Source organism: Phnomibacter sp. (genome assembly GCF_036803085.1).
Taxonomy (GTDB): domain Bacteria; phylum Bacteroidota; class Bacteroidia; order Chitinophagales; family Chitinophagaceae; genus Phnomibacter.
Window position 1 is genome coordinate 372,375 of sequence record NZ_DAIRUZ010000002.1, and the last position, 21,606, is coordinate 393,980.

Below are 21,606 nucleotides of genomic sequence, written 5' to 3' on the forward strand. Positions count from 1 at the left end.
CTAACGGATATCTATTAACGATGTCAATGGGTAGCGCAGGTTGTAGTAGCTCATCATGTCTACCTTAATGCTGCCAACTGTAATGGGTGATTCAATACGAACCGGCAGGCGGTTACCATCATCGGTTACCCATACGGTCATTTTTTCACCGCCTTCAAAAATGCTTCCCTTCAGCAGCAGTGGCTTAAACTTAATACAACGAAATTTTCCGTAGCGGGTTTTAATCGTTTCCTTACCGAGGTAGCGTACATACATGTTGTACACTTTATTATCTAAAAACAAATCGAAGGGCAACATTTCGCCGGGCTTGAGCTTATTAAAATCCATGTTGCGGGCCAGGTATACTTCGCTGAGCACATCTTGTGCACATGAGGGTATTGTAAATACACCTTGGTTAGTAACGGCCGTTTTTTTATCGTGGTAAAAGGTTACGTTTTCATAAATTTTATAGCCGCCTTCATCCACATTGCGAATGAATTTTTGCGGCAATAACGTAGCTGTATCTATGTAGGTTTCATAGCGGTCGCGTACCCGGTATATCCAGTCGTAGCTGCTAAGGGTACTGCCATCGGCCACTACATGATAAGCAGGCTTATTGTTGAGCATACTGAGTGTAGCAGTAAATGACACATTGCCCGCATGTACCCACAACCCGGCTACGGTGTAGTACACATGAAAAATAACTTTTTCGCCATGCTTAAAGGCCTTGTTCTTGGTATTGCAAGACCCTTCCGTACTGGCTTTGGGTGCAAATGCCAGCAACAATATCCCTGCTATCAACAATTTCTTCATGCCTTTTCGAATGTGTTTTTACCAAACAGTTTAACGCCCAGCAAAATCAAACTTCCCGCCAATGCGGGTAAAATAATGTTAATAAACCAAATAACGGCTGCCGCCAGTAAAATGCCGACGGCTTGCTGGCAATACCAGCCAAACACCAGCAGGCTTACTTTGCCCCGAATGCCCAGCTCTGCAAGTGATATACTAGGCACTACAGCCAATATCAGAAATAAAATGGCGGTGGCGGCAATGGCATCCAGCCAATGTATGGGTAATTGCAGCGCCATAAATACCAGTACATATTGTATTAAAAAAACGATGTAGCGCAATGCCGCCAGTCCCAGTATTTTCAATAGCTCAAAACGATTGATTTCTCCTACGGCATGCACAATGGGTGCATACTTCATCGCCGCTGGCCACTTCTCCATCCAACGCACCATCCAGCCCGCATTGAAGTACAACAACAATACCGCTATGCAAGCCAGCAGGGTACCAAAGAGCAATATCCGCATCAGCAGTTGTTCGCCATCTGCAGGTAGCACATTACTGCTGTACCAGTACAGTATGCCCATTATACCTGCCGTCATGGTAATAATGAGCTGACTCATGCTGCTCATGGCCGTTAGAGTAGCGGCTTTCATTCGGCTGCCATCGGGCAGGTATAATACACGACCCAAAAATTCGCCCATGCGGTTGGGCGTAAGCATGGTAAATGATACACCGGCCAACACGCCCAGCAACGCTTTCCACCAACCGATGGGCATTAGGTGGTTCACTAGTTGCTGCCACTTGAGTGCTTCAATGCTCCAGTTGAGCAGCATGAGCAACACAATACAGATGAGTGGAACCGTGCCATGCTCTCGTATGTTTTGTACAAGTTGCTGCCAATGCTGCGCCAGATCTTGCTGCGAAGACAACTGTTTGTAAATAGAAAATGCAATGGCGATAAACAACAGCGGACCTGCAACGTAATTGAGCCATTTTTTGAGATGAGAAACCGATTGCAAAGGATGCCGCTTTTTTGTGCCTGCAAAATACTGTTTACTTTCGATTGACCGTTGATACAAACACAACAGCTGGCACAACGGCACTTCAGCATTTCTTTTTGTATGGCTACGCAAAAAATCATCCCTTCATCTACCGTTATACTCGGTGTAGACCCCGGCACAGTGGTGATGGGTTACTCAGTGATACGCTGCACCGGCCAAAAAATTGAGATGCTGCACATGGGCACCCTTAACATGAGTTGGGAGCACGATGTGTTTGAACGCCTGCAACGCATTTACAAAACCATGGACGAAGTGATCCGGCAATTTCAGCCGCAGCACTTTGCTATTGAAGCCCCCTTCTTTGGCAAAAACGTGCAGAGTATGCTGAAGCTGGGCCGTGCACAAGGTGTGGCCATTGCCTGCGCCATGCAGCACAACCTGGCCGTAACGGAGTACTCACCCAAAAAAGTAAAAATGGTGGTGACCGGAAATGGCAATGCAGAAAAAGAACAGGTGTGGGGCATGCTGCAACGCCTGCTGCAACTCACCGAAAAACCCAAAGGCTTTGATGCTTCAGATGCATTGGCCGTAGCGGTGTGCCATCATTATCAGCAGCAATCGCCAATGGCCGGGCTTACTAACAAAAGCAAGGGCTGGGAAGATTTTCTAAAGAAAAATCCGGAGCGGGTAAGTGCTGGCAAATTACCTAACCCTTCCAGCTCCCTCAAGGGAGGGTTGAAGAAGGGAAAATAGAAATTGTAAATCAATCAAATTCATCCTTAAGAAAATCAAGAACAAGGAGAAAAGGATTGCAGAAAAAAAATACGCTGATATCTACGTGTAACCCCTTTACATTAAAGCCATTTTGAAGTCCTCCCTTTAGGGAGCCAGCCAGTCGTCAGACAGGGATTTAGGCGGGTATCGCTGCCAATATTTTTTCCTGTGTCGCCTTCAGTTCTTCCATCGTAGGCTTAATTTTTTTGGTGAGGATGTCGGCGTCCTGCATGCCATTCATGGGTACGAGATGAATGTGTGCATGCGGCACTTCAAAACCAATGGTAACAATGTTGACCCTGTTGCAACCCGTTACTTGTTGGATGGCTTGTGCAATGGGTTTGCAAAAACTCAGGTAGCCATCCAGATAATCATCGGGTAAGTCAAACAGTTTGTCGACCTCAATCTTTGGCACTACCAATGTATGTCCTTCGGTGGCTGGAAAAATATCGAGGAAAGCATAAAATTTATCGTTCTCTGCAATCTTGAAAGAAGGAATTTCTCCGGCGATGATTTTGCTGAAAATACTCATGATGATGGCTGTACATGTTCCGCTCAAAAATACAGCCAATACCAGCAATTACTTTGCTGAATTTGCCGGGCAGTACCGCTTTGCTGCGCAGGCATTTCTGCTATCTTTACTTCAAACCACATTCTATGGCAGACGCTGCACAATTTCTTGAAGCCGTTCAGGCCGGCTATACATTCAAAGGTGAAAAAGTAAAAATTGGCCGGGCCATGTTTGAGGGTCAGGTGGTGCCGGGTGCCGATGTGTACCTGCCACTCAAAACCATGAACCGCCATGGCCTCATTGCCGGTGCCACGGGTACCGGTAAAACCAAAACCTTGCAAGTGATCAGTGAACTGCTCAGCGATGCCAGCGTACCCGTGTTGGTGATGGACATCAAAGGCGACCTGAGTGGCATTGCCGCTGCCGGTACCAGCAATGCCAAAATTGAAGACCGCAGCAAATTGCTCGACATAACGTACACACCTACGGGCTACCCCAGCGAACTGCTGGCCCTGGGCGAAAACCAGCCGGGCGTAAGGCTTCGGGCTACCGTCAGCGAATTTGGCCCCGTGCTGCTCAGCAAAATTTTAGGACTCAACGATACACAGGCCGGACTGGTGGCCATGCTGTTTAAATACAGCGATGACCAGCAACTGCCTTTGCTCGATTTGAAAGATTTTAAAAAGCTCCTTCAATACGCCGCCGAAGAAGGCAAGGCCGAACTGGAAAAAGAATATGGCAAAATTTCTACCACCAGCACCGGTACCATTTTGCGCAAAGTGATTGAACTGGAACAGCAGGGTGCTACCCATTTTTTTGGTGAAAGAAGTTTTGAAGTAGAAGACCTGATGCGCATAAGCGATGATGGCCGTGGCGTGGTAAATATTTTGCGGGTGATGGACCTGCAAGACAAGCCCAAACTCTTCAGCACCTTTATGCTGCAAATGCTGGCCGAACTCTATGCCAGCTGCCCTGAAGAAGGCGACCTCGATAAGCCCAAACTCATTTTGTTTATTGACGAAGCGCACCTCATTTTTCAGGAAGCCAGCGATGCCTTGCTGCAGCAAATTGAAACCATCATCAAGCTCATTCGCTCCAAAGGCATCGGCATTTTCTTTTGTACCCAAAACCCCATGGATGTACCCGCCAGCATACTTGGTCAGCTGGGTATGAAAGTGCAACATGCCCTTCGTGCTTTTACCGCCAACGACCGCAAAACCATTAAGCAAACAGCAGAGAACTATCCCCTCAGCGATTTTTACCAAACCGATGAACTGCTCACACAAGTAGGTATTGGTGAAGCACTAATTACACTGTTGAATGAAAAAGGCATTCCCACACCACTGGTGCATGTAATGCTCAATCCGCCCCGCAGCCGCATGGATGTGATTACCGAAGCTGAAGTAAATGCATTGGTGGCCAACAGCAAGCTGGTGAAGAAATACAACCAGGAAGTAGATAGCCACAGCGCCTACGAAATACTCACTGCCAAACTGCAAGAAGCAGCGGAGAAAACACAGGCTGAGGCTGAGGTAAAGGAAGAGAAAAAAACAGCCAAAGAAGAACCTGGCATGATAGAACAGGTACTGGATAATACCATTGTAAAAAGTGCCATGCGTACTGCCGCCAACACCATTACCCGCAGCCTGCTGGGCGCCCTGGGTCTCGGTGGCAGAAGCAAAAAGAAGAGCTGGTTTTAATGACAACGTAAAACGTATTTGTGTACAACAAACAATCCTTTTTCATGAAAAACTACTGGCTCCTATTTTGTATCGCCATCATGGCTGCAGCCTGCAATAACAGCGGCAACCATCAGCCCGCTACAACAGCTTATTTTGCCCGTACCGACAGCGGCCTGCAAACAGGTGGTGTCAAAATGATTCCCATTGAAACACCCAAGGGAACCTTCCATGTATGGACCAAACGCATTGGCAACAATCCCCGCATGAAACTGTTCTTGCTGCACGGCGGCCCCGGTGGCACCCACGAAGCCTTTGAATGCTTTGAAAGTTTTATGCCGGCCGAAGGCATCGAGATAATTGAGTACGACCAACTCGATAGTTACTACAGCGATCAACCCAACGACAGCAGCCTGTGGACCACCGAACGGTTTGTAGAAGAAGTGGAACAGGTGCGTAAAGCACTGGGTGCTGACAGTAGTAATTTTTATGTGCTCGGCCATAGCTGGGGCGGCATTCTGGCCATGGAGTATGCGCTGAAATATCAGCAACACATTAAGGGGCTCATCATTAGCAATATGATGAGTGATGTGCCTGCATATGGTAAATATGCACAGGAAGTGCTGGCCAAACAAATGGATCCCAAAGTGCTCGATACCATTCGTGGTTTGGAAGCCAAAGGCGATTACAGCAACCCCAAATACATGGAGTTGCTTGGACCTAATTTTTACGACAAACATGTGTGCCGCGTAGTGCCCAATCCGGAGCCAATTTACCGTGCATTCAAGCACCTCAACCCCAATATTTATGTGTGCATGCAAGGCCCCAGTGAGTTTGGCGTGGCCGGCCGCTTGATCAACTGGAACCGCAGCCAGGATTTACCCAAGATAACGGTGCCTACATTGGTGATTGGCGCCACCCACGACACTATGGATCCCGACCACATGCAATGGATGGCCACTCAAGTAAAAAATGGCCGCAGCCTCATTTGCCCCAAAGGCAGCCACTGCGCCATGTGGGACGATCAGGATACGTATTTCACCGGCCTCATTCGTTTTATGAAAGATGTGGATGCCGGCAAGCCAATCAAAGAATAGAAGCAGTACCAGTCCGCTAACACATCGAATTTTTTTATTTTCTACTGCCCTGTAACCAACAGGGCAGTAGCATTTGTAGCTATTACTAAAACCAGTCATTGCCGCCTTGTTGCACCAGAATCAACAATCTCAAAAAAACTCCCCTTTTCCTGCTGCCTATCGGTGCTATTATCGTCAAATGCGGTAGTTTACCGTTTTTCCGTTTTTAACCTCCATTTCAAATAAACTAAAGCACTATGAGAAAAATGAAGCTTTGGTTGGCAGGCCTTGTGCTATTGATGGCACAGGCGAAGGCCCAACCTACCTTCCCGGTAAATGGTGTGAGCACTCCGGGTTCGGGCGCCTATGCGTTTACCAACGCCACCATTGTAAAAGATGCCAAAACCACCATTCCCAATGCCAGCATGGTCATCCGCGATGGCAAAATTGTGGCCATTGGTGCAGGCATCAGCATTCCAAAAGATGCCGTGGTGATTGATTGTAAGGACAAGTTCATCTATCCTTCTTTCATTGATTTGCAAAGTGATTATGGCATGCCTGCTCGCCCCCAAGGCCGCGGCGGATTCGACTTTCGTGCCCCGGCACAGCTCGAAACCAATGTAAAAGGTGCCTTCGGCTGGAACCAGGCCCTCAAAGCAGATGTAGATGCCGCCAGCCTGTTTGTACCCGATGATGCCAAGGCCAAAAGCCTGCGGGATGCCGGCTTTGGTACAGTGCTTACACATCAACCCGATGGTATTGCCCGTGGTACCGGTGCCGTGGTTACACTCGCCAGCGTACGTGCCAATCAGGTGCTGGTAAAAGAGAAAGCCGCTGCGCTGTATTCTTTCAGCAAAGGCAGCAGCACTCAGAGCTACCCCGGTAGTTTGATGGGTACCATTTCGCTGCTGCGCCAAACTTATCTGGATGCGCAGTGGTACAAAAGCAACCCCAAAGCAGAAGGCGTGAACCTGACGCTGAAAGCATGGAACGACCAGCAAAACTTACCACAGGTATTCGACCCCAGCCAGGGCGGCGACTTGTGGAATGTAATGCGGGCCGACCGCATTGGCGATGAGTTTGGTGTACAGTACATCATCAAAGCCAGTGGCAAAGAATACCAGCGCATCAGCGATGTGGCTGCTACCAAAGCGCCGCTCATTGTAAGCCTCAACTACCCTGCTGCGCAGGATGTTGAAGACCCCAATGCGGCCCGCTACGTAAGCCTGGCCGATATGAAGCATTGGGAGCTGGCACCCACCAACCCTGCGGCTATTGAAAAAGCAGGCATTCCTTTCGTACTCACCATGAGTGATGTTCGTGACGGACGCACATTTATGAGCAACCTGCGCAAAGCCATGGAATATGGCCTCAGCGAAACAGCTGCCATGGAAGCGCTGACCAAAACACCCGCATCACTATTGGGTATCTATGATAAAGTAGGCAGCCTCGATGCAGGCAAGCTGGCCAACTTTGTGATTACCAACGGTCCCATCTTTAGCGAAAAAACGACCATCCACCACAACTGGGTGCAGGGCAATGCCTATGTGGTAAAAGACGACAACTGGCACAATACCAATGGTAGCTATGCTTTGACTGTAAATGGCCCATCAGGTGCTCAGCAATTTACCCTCGATGTAAAAAGCAGCAGCAGTGCAGAAGTGTCTGCAAAAGACACATTGACCACGCAGTTTTCTTTTGATGGCAAAATGGTGAAAATTGGTTTTGCGCCCCGTACCCGCCGTGCAGGCATGGGTGGCGGTCGCCCCGGCATGATGATGGGCGGCGGCGCTGCAGCAGCATTGCCCGCCAGCGCCATTCGCCTGAGTGGTGTAAGCAATGGCGATGTATGGCAGGGCACCGGCCTCGACAGTAACGGAAACGCATTGACATGGACCGCAGTTCGTACCAAAACCACCGAAGTAAAAGCAGATAGCGTAGCCAGGAAAGCCGCACCACAAGTGGGTAGCCTCATGTATCCGTTTGTTGGTTTTGGCGCTACCGAAATGCCGAAGCAAGAAACCATCCTCATTAAAAACGCTACCGTTTGGACCAGCGAAAAAGAAGGTGTACTGACAGCAACAGACGTGCTGGTGAAGAATGGTAAAATTGCTGCCGTAGGTAAAAACCTGAGCGATGCATCGGCCCGTATAATTGATGGTACCGGCAAGCACCTGAGTGCTGGTATGATTGATGAGCACAGCCACATTGCGGTGAGCAGCATCAACGAAGGTGGACAGAGTGTAACTTCTGAAGTACGCATCAAAGACAACCTCGATCCGGATGACATCAACATTTACCGCCAGCTGAGTGGTGGTGTTACTACTTCGCATTTGCTGCATGGTAGTGCCAACACCATTGGCGGTCAAACCCAGCTCATCAAGTTGCGCTGGGGCACTAACGATCAGGGATTGATGTTCCAAAACTGGGATCCGTTTATCAAGTTTGCCTTGGGCGAAAACGTAAAGCGTACTACCGCAACCAACGGCAATACTCGCTTCCCCGATACCCGTATGGGCGTAGAGCAAGTGTTGATTGATGCCTTTACCCGTGCCAAAGATTATGAGGCACAACTGAAGGCTGCCGAAGAAAACAACAAGAAGAAGGGCGCTACACCAATGGTGGTGCGTCGCGACCTCGAGTTGGATGCCTTGGTAGAAATCATGAACCAGAAGCGTTTCATTACCTGCCACAGTTATGTGGCCAGTGAAATTGTAAGTACCATGCGTGTTGCCGAGCAGTTTGGTTTTAAAATCAACACCTTCACCCATATTTTGGAGGGCTACAAAGTAGCTGATAAAATGAAGGCACATGGCGCCAACGCATCCACCTTCAGCGATTGGTGGGCATACAAATTGGAAGTACAGGATGCTATTCCTTACAATGCCTATATCATGAACAAAGTAGGTGTGAATGTAGCCATCAACAGTGATGATGCTGAAATGGCCCGTCGCCTCAACCAGGAAGCTGCGAAAGCGGTAAAGTATGGCGGCATGTCTGAGGAAGAAGCACTGCGCATGGTCACCATCAACCCTGCTAAGATGCTGCATGTGGATGACCGTGTAGGTTCTATCAAAGTAGGCAAAGATGCCGACCTCGTATTGTGGAGCGATAACCCACTGAGTATTTATGCAAAGTCACTGTACACCATTGTTGATGGCACTGTGTTTTTCGACCGTGCCAAAGACCTGCAGGTACAACAGCAAGTGAAGGAAGAACGGACCCGCCTCATCAAAAAAATGATGGGTGAAAAAGGTGCCGGTCGTCCTGTAGTTCCCGCACAGCCTTCGTACAAGTTTGTACATACCTGCGGCGACCACAGCCACAAAATGGGCCTGCTGGAATTTGATGAGCATGAATTGGAAGAAATAAAGTGAGGGTATTGAACCACAAGGACACTATGAAGGCACTAAGAGCTCCAGATAAATTATTCTTTGTGTCAGTTGTGTAGCCTTTGTGTCCTGGTGGTTAATAGCAGCGCTTAAAAATGATCAACACATCATTTAAAAAAACTAGAATGAAAAAAATACTTTTTAGCCTCGCAGTATTGGCATCGTTCAGCGGCTTTGCGCAGGACAATGTGTACCCTGCTCCTGCGGCCAAGGGCGTGGTGCTGCTGAAGGGCGGTACCGTTCACGTGGGCAATGGCCAGGTGATAGAAAATGCCACGGTAAAAATCAACAATGGTAAAATTGAGCAGGTAGGGCAAAACATCAATGCTACCGGCGATGCCAAAGTGATAGATGTAACTGGCAAACACATTTACCCCGGTCTTATATTACCTGCTACCCAACTGGGCTTGCAAGAAATTGGCAGCGGTGTACGGGGCAGCAACGACTTTTTTGAAATTGGCGATAACAACGCCTCAGTACGTGCTATTGCTGCATACAACGCCGATAGCAAAGTAACCAACACCTTGCGCAGCAACGGCATTTTGCTGGCCAACGTTGTACCACAAGGTCAGGTGGTGGGTGGCATTTCTTCTGTAGTGCAGCTGGATGCCTGGAACTATGAAGATGCTGCTTACGCCATCGACAATGGCATGCAGTTTTACATGCCCAGCTTGCTGGCCCGCCCCGGTGGTGGCCGCTTTGCTGCCTTCTTTGCGCAAATGGGTGGTGCCCCAACCGACCCGGTAAAACAAGCACTGGAAACCATCGAAAAAGTGAAGCAGTTTTTCCGCGATGCCAAAGCATGGAATGCCGAACCGGTGCATGCAGAAAAAAATCTGAAATACGAGGCCGTGAAGCCTTTGTTTGAGAAAAAACAAAAGCTGTATGTGCATGCCAGTCAGGTAAACCAAATGCTGGTAGCCATTGATTTTGTAAAAGAGTTTGGCTTTGATGTAGTGCTGGTGGGTGCCAGCGAAGCGTACCGCATTGCCGATCTGCTGAAGCAAAACAACATTAGCGTTATTCTGAGCCAAATGCACAACTTGCCTACTAGCGATGATGATGCTGTAGATCAGCCCTATGCTGCGCCAGCGGTGTTGCAAAAAGCGGGTGTACTGTTTTGCATCAACGACGATGACCCGCAAAACCGCGGCCGCAACCTGCCCTTCAATGCGGGTACTGCTGCCGCCTATGGCATGAGCAAAGAGGAAGCACTGACTGCCATTACTCTCAATGCGGCCAAAGTGTTGGGTATTGAAAACCGAACCGGTTCAATCGAAGCAGGCAAAGACGCCAACATTGTGGTAAGCGATGGCGACATTTTGGATATGCGCAGCAGCAAAATTTCGCTGGCATTTATTCAGGGTCGTCAGCTGCTGCTCGATGATAAGCACAAGCAATTGTTTGAACGCTACAAATACAAATACGGCATTAAATAACGGTTGGTTATTTATGTTTACAAAAGAGGACTCCATTCGGGGTCCTCTTTTATTTTATAGCTGGATGAAGTTGCTCCTACGGAACAAAAGACATTCGCCTTTACCAAACACTCAACTTGTGAACTTATGCTCCCCATTAGCTTTCGGGACGAGAACTTGTGAACCCGTGAACGCTGGAACTTGTGAACTCCCAACTTTTCAACTTACAATCCTGCCAACCTTCCAACTTTTCCATCACTTCGTTAAAGAACTGCAAACAGTTTTCTGCTTTTCTCATTCTGGCCTGATTTTTTTAAGGATGCTTGTAAACACAAGTATGAACGTAAAACAATTGTTAGTAGCTGCAGCATTAGTAGGATTGGCTCACACCGCCGGCGCCCAGGCCACCGGAAGCACGTACAAAACCGCTTTGGGTTTCAAATTTTCACCCACAGCTGTTACAGTAAAACACTTTGTAAAAAGCAATGCTGCCATTGAAGGCCTGGCCTATTTCTGGCGGGATGGCTTCCGGGCCACCGGCCTGTACGAATGGCACGATGATATTAAAGGTGCCCGGGGCCTGCAGTGGTACGTAGGTGGTGGTGCCCACATCGACTTGTGGGATGATGAATACCGCAACCGCTTCCGTCCGAGTGGCCGTGCTGCTGCCGGTTTGGATGGTGTGATTGGCCTCGACTACAAATTCAACGGTGCCCCCATCAACCTCAGCCTCGACTGGCAACCGTCAGTTACGTTTATAGGTGCCAACTACAACAGCATAGACTGGTTGGGCGTAGCCGTACGCTTTACATTTTAATAAGGGTGAATAGGGTATAGAAAAAGGGCCTGCAACTTTCTAGCTGCAGGCCCGCTTGTTTATTATATATCCTTCATTTTTTCTTTGACATCTTCCCCGTTTTACGGCAAACTTTCCCAACTTCGACGGATTCTGCTCCACGAAGCTTCTTATTAATAATCAAAACGGTATACGGATGAAAAAACTGTTATGGGCTTGCCTGTTGCTCCTGTTGGTACAGGCTTCACAGGCCCAACTGGTCAACCTCGCTACGGATTTTAAAAACCTGAAAGCCCGCAACATTGGGCCGGCCGGTATGAGTGGCCGTGTTACTGCCATTGATGCAGTACACAGCAACCCCGACATTATTTACATTGGCGCAGCCAGTGGCGGTGTTTGGAAAACCACCAACGGTGGTGCCAGCTGGACGCCCATTTTTGATGATCAGCCAACACAAAACATTGGTGCCATAGCCATTCAGCAAAGCAACCCGAATGTCATTTGGGTAGGAACCGGCGAAGGCAACCCCCGCAACAGTGTAAGCCTGGGCGAAGGCATGTATAAAAGCATCGATGGTGGTAAAAGCTGGAAGCTCATGGGCCTGCAAAAAACCATGAACATTCACCGCATTCTCATCGACCCAACCGATCCCAATACGGTGTATGCCGGTGCCATTGGCAATCCTTTTGCTGCACACCCCGAACGTGGCGTGTACAAAACCACCGACGGCGGCGATACCTGGAAACTCATTTTGCATACCAACGACAGCACCGGCGTAGCCGATATGGTGATGGACCCCAGCAACCCCAACAAACTGCTGGTGTGTATGTGGCAACACAACCGTACCCCATGGAGCTTTTTTAGTGGTGGCAAAGGCAGCGGTTTTTACAGCACCTGGGATGGTGGTAAAAACTGGAAGAAACTCGGCAAAGCAGAAGGTTTGCCCGATACTACCGGCCGCATTGGTATCGCCATTGCCCCCAGCGATCCGGATGTGATTTACGCCATGGTAGAAGCTACCAAAAACGGTCTCTACCGCAGCGAAGATGGCGGCATGAAATGGACACTGGTAAACAGCGATCCACAATGGGTAACCAACCGTCCTTTTTATTTTCAAGACATCATGGTAGATCCACAAAACGAAAACCGTTTGTACAACATCTACCAGATGATTGCACAAAGTGATGATGGTGGTAAATCTTTTCGCATCATCATTCCTTACGATGGCGTACACCCCGACCACCATGCCTGGTGGATTCATCCAAAAGATCCTTCTTTCATCATCAACGGCAACGATGGTGGCATTGCCATCAGTCGCGACCGTGGCCGCAGCTGGCAGTTTGATGAAAAATTGCCCCTCGGTCAGTTTTACCACATCAATGTAGACAATGAAATACCGTACAACGTAATGGGTGGCCTGCAGGATAACGGTAGCTGGCATGGACCTGCGTATGTGTGGGCAGATGGTGGCATCCGCAACAGCTACTGGAAAAGTGTTGGTGGTGGTGATGGATTTGATGTAGCCCCCGACCCGAGCGACAGCAAGTGGGTATACAGCATGAGCCAAGGTGGCAATCTTGGCAGAATGAACATCCAAACCGGCGAACGCTGGAGCATTCGTCCACCGATGCCCGATCCTAACACCCGCATTCGTTTCAACTGGAATGCAGCGCTGGCACAAGATCCTTTTGACGCCAACACCATTTACTACGGAAGCCAATTTGTGCACAAGAGCACCAACAAAGGTGCCCAGTGGACCATCATCAGCGGCGACCTCACCACCAACGATCCGGCCAAGCAAAAGCAGGATGAAAATGGTGGCCTCACCATCGATATTACCAATGCCGAAAACCATTGCACCATCGTGGCTATTGAGCCTTCTAAAAAAGAAAAAGATGTGCTGTGGGTAGGTACCGATGATGGACAACTGCAACTAACCCGTGATGGCGGCAAAACTTGGACCAACCTTACTGCCAACATCAAAGGCTTACCTAAAGGCGCATGGATTCCGCAGATACGCACCAGCCGCTACAATGCCGGCGAAGTATTTGTAATAGCCAACGATTATCGTCGTGGCGATATGGGCACTTATATTTTCCGCAGCACCGACTACGGCAAAACCTGGGTGAACATGATGGCGGGTAAAAACAATGTGAAAGGCTATGCATTGTGTGTGTTGCAAGATCCTGTGCAACCCAACCTGTTGTTTGCCGGTACAGAAAATGGCCTCTGGGTAAGCTTTGATAACGGAAACAGCTTTCAGCAGTTTACCAACAACTACCCTTCTGTAAGCACTTACGATTTAGCCATTCAGGAAAGAGAAGCCGATTTGGTGATTGCTACTTTCGGTCGTGCCTTGTACATCTTGGATGACATTCGTCCGCTGCGGGCTATTGCTGCTAACAAAGGCATGCTGGCCGATAAAAAGTTGAGCACTTACGAAAGCCCCATTGCGTATCAGGCATTTGAAACCGGCCCTCCCGGCATTGAATACAGCACTTATGGTTTGTATGCTGCCGACAACCGTGGTAGCGATGCCAGCATCAATTTCTTTGTGAAAAATGACAAAGCAAAACCTTCAAAAGGCAACGACTCTGTAACGGTGAAAATTTACAACGCTGCCAACGAAGCCATCCGTACGTACAAAGCCAAAGCTGATACTGGTTTCAACCGCATTACCTGGAACTTTACTACCAAAGGCATTCGCCAGCCCGGTAGCCCCAAACCTCGCAGAGGTGCTGCCGAACCCGGTGGTGGTATGCGGGCCGCTCCCGGCATGTACAAAGCCGTAGTAAGCATGGGCGATGTAGCCGATAGCAGCATGCTGAATGTGCAGTACGACCCACGAGTGAAGTTTGATGAAGCCGTATATAACGCACAGAAAGTTATGCTACAGCGTTTGTGGCAAACTTCAGAACGTTTGACTGCCGCTATGGACCGACTCACAGAAATGGAAGACATCACCAGAAAGCTGGATGGACAACTGCGGGATGTAGAAGGCAAGCAAGCCGACAGCCTCCGCAAAACCAACAAGGCCATGCAAGATTCTATCAAAGCCATTCGTGAGTTTATAAATGGCAAGCGACAGGAAAAGCAAGGCTATGGCACTGCATACCAGCTTACTGTAATGACCAAGCTTCGCGAACCACAGATGCTCATCATGGGTAAGCGAACCCTTCCCGGTGCACAAGAAGAAAAGGCATTGGAAGTGGCTGCTGCAATGGTGCAGCAAGCGGTAGACAAAGTGAATGCGTTGAGCAACGGTGCCTGGAAAAACTATCGCCAGCTGGCAGAAAGTACGCCCATCAAACTGTTCAACGATTTGAATGATTTGAAATAATCATACGTAAACCCGTATAGAAAAAAGTGTCGCCATGGTGCGGCACTTTTTTTATGCCCTGTTTTTTGCATTCGCCTGCATTCAACAGAAACGTAAAAACACTAAACAGCTTTCTTCTCTTTTACCCAAAAGCATAGACGGTGTAGAATAGCGTACGGCAAAGCATTGGATGTTGTCTGTAATTGCAAATTCCGGCGCAAAAGGCAGGTGAGCACTGTATTTTTGCGCAGCCGTTAAAAAGGCAATAGCAACCATGGAACAGGTAAAAATGAGTGCACTGGCCGAAAGTATGCAGGGCAGTGAAATTGTGAAGTTGGGCAACATGATTCGGGAACGCATTCGCCTGGGCGATACCATTTACAACTTTACCATCGGCGATTTTGACCCACAGGTGTTTCCTATTCCGCAGGGTTTAGAAGATGCCATTATTGAGGCGTATAAAAATCGTTTTACCAGTTACCCATTGGCTGATGGCGAACTCGATTTGAGAGAAGCGGTTTGTGCTTTTTACAAACGTTCACTCGGCCTCGATTACGGCAGCAACGAAATTCAAATTGCATCCGGTGGTCGTCCGCTCATTTATACCATTTTTAAAACATTGGTAGATGCCGGCGACAAGGTGATTTATGCTGTGCCCAGCTGGAACAACAATCACTACACCAATCTGACCAATGCAGAGCATTGCCTGATAGATGCTACTGTTGAAAACCACTTTATGCCAACAGCGGAGCAGGTAGCGCCACACATTCCCGGTGCTGCATTGTTGTGCTTGTGTACGCCACAAAACCCAACCGGTACCACATTGGTAAAATCGGAGTTGGAAAAAATATGTGAACTCGTATTGGCGGAAAACGCTAAACGTGGCCCCGGCGAAAAGAAACTGTATGTGCTGTTCGACCAAATGTATTGGACACTCACCTATGGCGATACGCAGCATTACAACCCGGTAAGCCTGGTACCTGCCATGAAAGACTACACCATATTTGTAGATGGCATCAGCAAATGCTTTGCCGCTACCGGTGTACGGGTGGGTTGGTCGTTTGGCCCTGGCCAAGTGATTGCAAAAATGAAAGCCATCCTCAGCCACCTCGGCGCATGGGCACCCATGGCAGAGCAAAAAGCAACTGCCAAGTTTTTGCATCAGGAAGCGGCTATTGATGCCTACCTGACTTCATTTAAAGCGGATTTGCATTATCGTTTGGAATATATCTATCAGGGATTGATGCAATTGAAAGCAAAAGGCTTTGCAGTAGATGCAGTAGCACCTCAGGCAGCCTTGTACCTCACCATTCGTTTTGCATTGGTGGGCAAAAAAACTACCGATGGAAAGCTGCTCGACAACCAGGCTGCCGTAACGCAATACCTGCTGGAAGAAGCGGGATTGGCCATCGTTCCGTTTTATGCATTTGGTGCCGATAACAGCAGTAGCTGGTACCGCCTGAGTGTGGGCACCTGCCGTAAAGAAGACCTGGCACCCATGTTTGAAAAACTGGAAGCCGCACTGGCCAAATTGCAGTAACACAAACCATCCTCAATACTTAAATTGCCGCATGAAGACATGGATTTCATGCGGCTTTTTATTGCTCTGCAGCAGCATCGCATTGGCACAATCTGCGGCTGTTATTACAGGCAAGCTGCCGCAACTCTCGTACAGCAATGGTGCCGACAGATTGGGCAGTGCCAAAGCCGGCTATATTGATACTGGCATTGTGGTGAATGTGATAGACAGTGTTCAGGGCAATTACACCTTGCAATTGTCGAAGCACAGAACCGCCTACCTCGCCAAAGAGTTTGTACGTTTTACAACAGATAGTTTACCTGCACAGCCAGCTACCACCGAATCGTGGCATGTGCGGGGTGGCGATATGTACGATACCGTAAGTGTCAGCCTGAGCCGTAAAGTGCCCTACACCTCGTGGATGGAAACCGAACCCACAGCTATTTATGTAGAACTCTACGGAGCACAATCCAATACGAATTGGATTACTCAACTGCAAACAGCCAAAGGCATTGCCTCGGTAAGCTGGAAGCAAACAGACAACGATGTGGTACAGGCTTGTATTCGTTTGAAGCAAGCCCAACACCTGGGCTACCGCATCAGCTACAGCGGCAAGCGGTTGCAGCTCATCATCAAACGCAAGCCGGCACATCCGCATTTGCATGATATGGTAGTAGCCATTGATGCCGGACATGGTGGCAGCAACACCGGCGCCAGCGGTATTGCCACTAAAATTTTGGAGAAAGATTACACTATTCGTTTTGCCAAAGAACTGCAACAATTGCTGCAAAAGAAAGGCATACAAACCATCATGATTCGGGATAAAGACACGACCATTGACAACAAAGACCGCCTTTTGTACCTGCAACCGTTGCAACCCGATGTACTCATTAGTTTTCACCTCAATAGCAGCAGCCGCACTACCGTGAGAGGTGTGAGCACTTACTACAAGCATCCCGCTTTTCAACCGCTAACGCAACACATACTCAGCCAGCTATTGGAGATAGATAACCTGCCGGAGTTTGGCAATATTGGCAGTTTCAATTTTCAACTGGTGCAGCCTACAGATTATCCGAGCTGTTTGGTAGAAGTGGCATTTCTGAGCAATGAGCAAGATGAGCAACTCATCCGCAGCAGCCGCTTTCAGCACAGCATCGCACAAAAAGTGTATGAAGGATTATTGCATTGGGTGAAGGCATTAAAGTAATTGAGTTTATCTATACAGGAGAAATGAAAGTGATTTCCACAATAAATAAACGATGTAATCGCATCTGCAATTGAGCTGATTGCAGCTACTATAAGATTATGATTTTCTTTTTTATTTATGCTTATTGGGTTTTTCCAGTATTCTTATTATGTTTGAAGAGATAAGGCCGGACAAATTTTACAAAATGAAAAAAATCATTAACTGTGTAATTATGGCTTCAATTGTCTTTACGGCAAAAGCTTCTACCCCCCCCCATTTCTAAAACCATCTAAAGCTGTGAGTAGCATTACTGCAATCATACAGCAGCAAGAACACCAAAGCACGACAGTAGTATGGGAAGACTGTTGTCAATTCGCAATTGCTACTGCCAGTGGCTTTGTTGATGGCTGTGATGGCAACTCTTATCCAATTTCTGTTAGCGCATCAGGCTATATGTGTGCCCCAACCTGCACTCAAGCCTATTCTTTAGCTTATCAACAGGCTACAGCTGCTGCTATTAACTTGTTCAAAGCTGAGGTGATAAATCCGACCCAAACACCTCCCTGTTCTGAAATCAATTAGTCTATACACAATGTAAGAATGCTCTGACTCAAGAGCATTTCTTCAGTATCAATTATTCACACCTGCCGGCCTTATCTTTTTTTATTATGAAAAAAACTACCAAGTACACCACAATATCGTTGACACTCTTTATCGTATTCATGCAGCACATTCATGCTCAGTACGCCCAATGTGTGATTTATAAAGTAAATCAAACCTTGCATGTACAGGTGCCAAACAGTAGTCAAAAGCGTGCTGTAGAGTTAGCTTTTACCGGTTATTTATTTGCAGACAGCAATCAATCGCTGTACTATCAAGAGCCATTATTTCTGCAAGAATACCCCAAAGGCTATATCATGCTCACTCAAGAAACAGGTGGTGTCTTTTCTCATACGGTTCCCAGTGCTCCAAGGCAATTGCTCACCTATTTTCGGCTAGACTCTGCCATTAAAAGATCAAGAACTGACTTTATGGATATGGGTATGAATCTTTTCTATCGTTTTGAGCGGGGCTACCAACAATGGGAAATGACAAATGAAACAAAACAAATCGGAAATCTGAAATCCCAAAAATCTATCCTCAAAAACACCAAAGGTGATACCATATTTGAAGTATGGTTTTGTGCCGACATTCCTATGGCATTTGGTCCATGGGGTATAATAGATTTACCAGGCCTTGTACTTGAAGCCACACATCTTCCATCCAATATGCGATTCAGCATAGACACATTCAATCTAAAATGTGAAATACCACCGAACACGTTCTGGCCTCAAGAATTCAATGAGCCATTTACAGATAAGGGTATCATTAGAAAGCCGAGAACACAAGCCCCCTAAATTTCATTTTGTTTTCACCCGAAACTATTCATGCACACTCATCAGACACTTAGGTTCTCCCTGATGCAATTACTCAAAAGCAGATGCTTCATGTTATGTTGTACAATGCTGATGTGCTTTGTTGGCAATACACAACAAACTTCGAAGCAAATCAATATCCAAATTTCAGTATTCGATTCGGTGCAACAGCCAGTAACCGGCTTTTTTGTGAAAGCAAAAAACTTGCATTCACAACTCATTTTGTGGTATGCAAATGCTAGCACAAAAAATTATGTAAACGTACGTATCCCAATGACTACAGACAGCATTGAAATATCTGTATCGGCTGCTGGATTTGACACCTGGAATAAACACATATTGCTTTCACCAACTGATATCGCTTTCCATTGGCGCATAACGCTAATACGATCATCCCGTACTACACTTCCTGATGCACATGTGATAGCATCGCCCACTTGGAAACGTGGCGACACTACATTCTTCAGAGTATCAGCCTATACTGATCCAAGTGATCGAAAATTAAAAGACATTATCACCAAACTGCCAGGCTTCGAACTGAATGAAGATGGTAGACTGTTGTATAAAAGGAAGGCTGTTCAGCAAATCACGATTGACGGCGAAGAAATCTTTGCCGATAAATTACAGCTCATGCTCAATAGCTTTCCAGTGCACGTGCTTGAACAAATACAAGCGTTGGAAAATCAGACCAACAATCCATTGTTGAAAGGACTGCACAATGAGCAACAAGTTTTTGTGAATCTGGCCTTGAAAAAAGAAAAACTGAAAGCAGCTTTTGGCGATGGTGAAATTGGTATGGGTACGCAAGGTCGTTATACTATTAGCCCTGTATTGTTTGCACTTTACGGAAAACTCAAAGGCGGATTGATTGGCAACTACAACAGCCTAGGTGAAGGTTTTGATTGGAAGATGCAAGAGGAAATGAAACAACCGGTTCAACGTGCAGCTGAACCTTGGATGTTACAGCCTTCTACCCTTGCCGTTATCAACAATGTAGCAGCAAGAAGATACATCCGAAATGAGCTTTTTGACACAAGGCTTCAATTGAATTGGGCAGCAGGAAAGTTGATCAAACTAAAAACAGAAATCAATTTTGTTGCTGACAAGCAATCGCAAGAATCTTCGCTTGTGTCATCTTTATTGAATGCAAATACTTTTTTCGAAAGAACAGAGATTAATAAACTCATAAATAAACCGAGAGCGTTTTTAGTCAATCAGGAAATCATTGCCAAACCAGATTCACTGAGTCAGTGGGTGTGGCTCATTTCTGCATCAGGAAACTTTAGCAAAAACCAGCGTAGTTCAATGTACAACTATCCAATAGCAGCCAGCGATACTGCATTTCAAGATATGAACAATCGCTGGGGTTCGGCACAGTTACATCTACAGTTTACCAAACGCATTCATTCTACTAAAGCAAAAAGATGGTGGATCAGTACGAACACCCAACTCAATCAACAAACTGGTATTGGTGTTTCAAATGTTTATCAACAAATTTTTCAACTGCCCGCTAAGTACCATCAATTGGTGCAGCAAATGGATGTTTGGAGAGTGCATGCAAATACTGGCATGGAATGGTTGCACAAGCCTCGCAAACGCTTGTTTACCTATGGTATTCAGCTTCAGCATGAAGCCATCCATACTCAACCTTTTCGATATTTTACGCAGCCGACGCAGCCTATTGATAGTTTCATCAGCAATACAGGATCGTTTAAAGATCGCTTTGCCTACACCAATATTTCCATCTACACTTCAAGCAGCTTTTTGATGCAAGGATGGCCAATCACATTCAAAAGCAATATCGGAGTACAGTTGAATCAATCCAATTACCCGGTTAAAGCAAACCACATACAGCCGGCTTTACTTGCGGCATTGGAAAGTCGAAAACAAATTGGCAGAAACTGGACGGTAAACATCTCCATAAATGCCGAAGCATCACCATTGAAAGTACATCAGCAAATTCAATCAGTTTATCCCGTCAGTTTACAGGCGTTTAAATCGTATGCCAATACAAAGCTGCTACAAATTAGCAATGAACTACAGGCAGGTGTATCTTATGGCAAAGGGAACACTATGCACCAAGTGTATGGCATTATCAACAGACATTGGAATGGCAATGCCATTTCAAGCAGATATGTTCAGTTTGTACAAGTTGCTATTGACTCTTTCAACAGGGTTCCTATGGACGGGTTACATGTAGGCTATAATGTGAACCAAAACTATTTGCAGCATAATTTTCAATGGACAGCATCCATAGGTTCGTACCAAACAGCAAATCAATATAGCATTTTGGGTGAGATTCTAAGTGGCAAGCTTCAGTCTTTGTGGGGAAGTATCATCCTGATTAAAAGTTGGCAAAAAAAGTATTACGTTACTACGCAACTACAAGGATCTCATTTCTGGAATATTCCGCCTGCCAAGCTCCAAAAAGGCATTACACAAAAAGTTCTCAACATCAGCGCCAAACTTAAAAACAGCATGGTTTGGAATAAATGGTTGAAAAGTGAAATGGAAATGAATTGGTTGCTCAACAACATACGCAACCCCAATAGCAATAAGCTTTTGCTACTCGACTTTGCACTATTGTATACTCTACCGGAAAAGCCTTATAGCTTCAGCATAAAAGCCGAAAACCTGCTTAATGCAAAACGTCTGCAAACTGTATGGCAAAATCCTGATGCCCAAAGTTTTTTCAGCATTCCGCTTGTTCCACTCAATTTTATGTTGAGTGCCAGAATTGAACTCTAGCAAT

General features: G+C 46.9%; 14 protein-coding genes. 11 read left to right on the forward strand and 3 right to left on the reverse strand.

All coding sequences use genetic code 11. The features are described 5' to 3' along the window. A complete protein-coding gene (locus V7Q13_RS05425; protein WP_333799661.1) occupies positions 1-792 on the reverse strand; it encodes a DUF3108 domain-containing protein in 792 nt (263 codons plus the stop codon). Further along, complete coding sequence (locus V7Q13_RS05430; RefSeq protein ID WP_333799662.1) at positions 789-1,787, reverse strand: lysylphosphatidylglycerol synthase domain-containing protein; 999 nt, start codon at positions 1,785-1,787, stop codon at positions 789-791. The genes V7Q13_RS05425 and V7Q13_RS05430 overlap by 4 nt, the downstream gene beginning before the upstream one ends. Positions 1,788-1,889: 102 nt before the next feature. On the opposite strand from V7Q13_RS05430, the gene ruvC reads away from it, so the two are divergent. Then, positions 1,890-2,522, forward strand: coding sequence for a crossover junction endodeoxyribonuclease RuvC (gene ruvC / locus V7Q13_RS05435; RefSeq protein ID WP_333799663.1), 633 nt, complete (start codon positions 1,890-1,892; stop codon positions 2,520-2,522). A gap of 157 nt (positions 2,523-2,679) precedes the next feature. On the opposite strand, the gene V7Q13_RS05440 is transcribed toward ruvC, so the two are convergent. Beyond that, complete coding sequence (locus V7Q13_RS05440) at positions 2,680-3,075, reverse strand: HIT family protein (RefSeq protein WP_333799664.1); 396 nt, start codon at positions 3,073-3,075, stop codon at positions 2,680-2,682. A 125-nt stretch (positions 3,076-3,200) separates the two neighbouring features. On the opposite strand from V7Q13_RS05440, the gene V7Q13_RS05445 reads away from it, so the two are divergent. The 10 genes from V7Q13_RS05445 to V7Q13_RS05490 all read left to right on the forward strand — a co-directional run bounded on the left by V7Q13_RS05445 (position 3,201) and on the right by V7Q13_RS05490 (position 21,602). Continuing rightward, entirely contained in the window at positions 3,201-4,754 is a 1,554-nt protein-coding gene (locus tag V7Q13_RS05445) for a helicase HerA-like domain-containing protein (protein ID WP_333799665.1), read from the forward strand. Positions 4,755-4,798: 44 nt separating this feature from the next. Then, on the forward strand, positions 4,799-5,830 hold the full coding sequence (locus tag V7Q13_RS05450; protein ID WP_333799666.1) for a proline iminopeptidase-family hydrolase: 1,032 nt from the start codon (positions 4,799-4,801) through the stop codon (positions 5,828-5,830). Positions 5,831-6,066: 236 nt separating this feature from the next. Continuing rightward, positions 6,067-9,186 (forward strand): amidohydrolase family protein, encoded by a 3,120-nt coding sequence (locus V7Q13_RS05455; protein ID WP_333799667.1) that lies wholly within the window; start codon positions 6,067-6,069, stop codon positions 9,184-9,186. A 140-nt stretch (positions 9,187-9,326) separates the two neighbouring features. After that, positions 9,327-10,640 carry an amidohydrolase family protein gene (locus V7Q13_RS05460; protein WP_333799668.1) on the forward strand — a complete coding sequence of 438 codons (1,314 nt, stop codon included), beginning with the start codon at positions 9,327-9,329 and terminating at the stop codon, positions 10,638-10,640. Between the two features lie 316 nt (positions 10,641-10,956). Next, a complete protein-coding gene (locus tag V7Q13_RS05465) occupies positions 10,957-11,436 on the forward strand; it encodes a hypothetical protein (RefSeq protein ID WP_333799669.1) in 480 nt (159 codons plus the stop codon). A gap of 175 nt (positions 11,437-11,611) precedes the next feature. Further along, on the forward strand, positions 11,612-14,755 hold the full coding sequence (locus V7Q13_RS05470) for a VPS10 domain-containing protein (RefSeq protein WP_333799670.1): 3,144 nt from the start codon (positions 11,612-11,614) through the stop codon (positions 14,753-14,755). A 253-nt stretch (positions 14,756-15,008) separates the two neighbouring features. Beyond that, positions 15,009-16,274 (forward strand): pyridoxal phosphate-dependent aminotransferase, encoded by a 1,266-nt coding sequence (locus V7Q13_RS05475; RefSeq protein ID WP_333799671.1) that lies wholly within the window; start codon positions 15,009-15,011, stop codon positions 16,272-16,274. Positions 16,275-16,305: 31 nt separating this feature from the next. Further along, entirely contained in the window at positions 16,306-17,460 is a 1,155-nt protein-coding gene (locus V7Q13_RS05480; protein WP_333799672.1) for an N-acetylmuramoyl-L-alanine amidase family protein, read from the forward strand. A gap of 647 nt (positions 17,461-18,107) precedes the next feature. Further along, positions 18,108-18,836, forward strand: a complete 729-nt coding sequence (locus V7Q13_RS05485) for a GLPGLI family protein (protein WP_333799673.1) — start codon at positions 18,108-18,110, stop codon at positions 18,834-18,836. Between the two features lie 291 nt (positions 18,837-19,127). Beyond that, positions 19,128-21,602 carry a hypothetical protein gene (locus tag V7Q13_RS05490; RefSeq protein ID WP_333799674.1) on the forward strand — a complete coding sequence of 825 codons (2,475 nt, stop codon included), beginning with the start codon at positions 19,128-19,130 and terminating at the stop codon, positions 21,600-21,602. Positions 21,603-21,606: the final 4 nt, after the last annotated feature.

Excerpts from the sequence above, each read along its gene's own strand:
- V7Q13_RS05425 (WP_333799661.1), bottom strand. The coding sequence starts at position 792 with ATGAAGAAATTGTTGATAGCAGGGATATTGTTGCTGGCATTTGCACCC.
- ruvC (WP_333799663.1), top strand. The coding sequence starts at position 1,890 with ATGGCTACGCAAAAAATCATCCCTTCATCTACCGTTATACTCGGTGTA.
- V7Q13_RS05440 (WP_333799664.1), bottom strand. The coding sequence starts at position 3,075 with ATGAGTATTTTCAGCAAAATCATCGCCGGAGAAATTCCTTCTTTCAAG.
- V7Q13_RS05445 (WP_333799665.1), top strand. The coding sequence starts at position 3,201 with ATGGCAGACGCTGCACAATTTCTTGAAGCCGTTCAGGCCGGCTATACA.
- V7Q13_RS05450 (WP_333799666.1), top strand. The coding sequence starts at position 4,799 with ATGAAAAACTACTGGCTCCTATTTTGTATCGCCATCATGGCTGCAGCC.
- V7Q13_RS05455 (WP_333799667.1), top strand. The coding sequence starts at position 6,067 with ATGAGAAAAATGAAGCTTTGGTTGGCAGGCCTTGTGCTATTGATGGCA.
- V7Q13_RS05460 (WP_333799668.1), top strand. The coding sequence starts at position 9,327 with ATGAAAAAAATACTTTTTAGCCTCGCAGTATTGGCATCGTTCAGCGGC.
- V7Q13_RS05465 (WP_333799669.1), top strand. The coding sequence starts at position 10,957 with ATGAACGTAAAACAATTGTTAGTAGCTGCAGCATTAGTAGGATTGGCT.
- V7Q13_RS05470 (WP_333799670.1), top strand. The coding sequence starts at position 11,612 with ATGAAAAAACTGTTATGGGCTTGCCTGTTGCTCCTGTTGGTACAGGCT.
- V7Q13_RS05475 (WP_333799671.1), top strand. The coding sequence starts at position 15,009 with ATGGAACAGGTAAAAATGAGTGCACTGGCCGAAAGTATGCAGGGCAGT.
- V7Q13_RS05480 (WP_333799672.1), top strand. The coding sequence starts at position 16,306 with ATGAAGACATGGATTTCATGCGGCTTTTTATTGCTCTGCAGCAGCATC.
- V7Q13_RS05485 (WP_333799673.1), top strand. The coding sequence starts at position 18,108 with ATGAAAAAAACTACCAAGTACACCACAATATCGTTGACACTCTTTATC.
- V7Q13_RS05490 (WP_333799674.1), top strand. The coding sequence starts at position 19,128 with ATGACTACAGACAGCATTGAAATATCTGTATCGGCTGCTGGATTTGAC.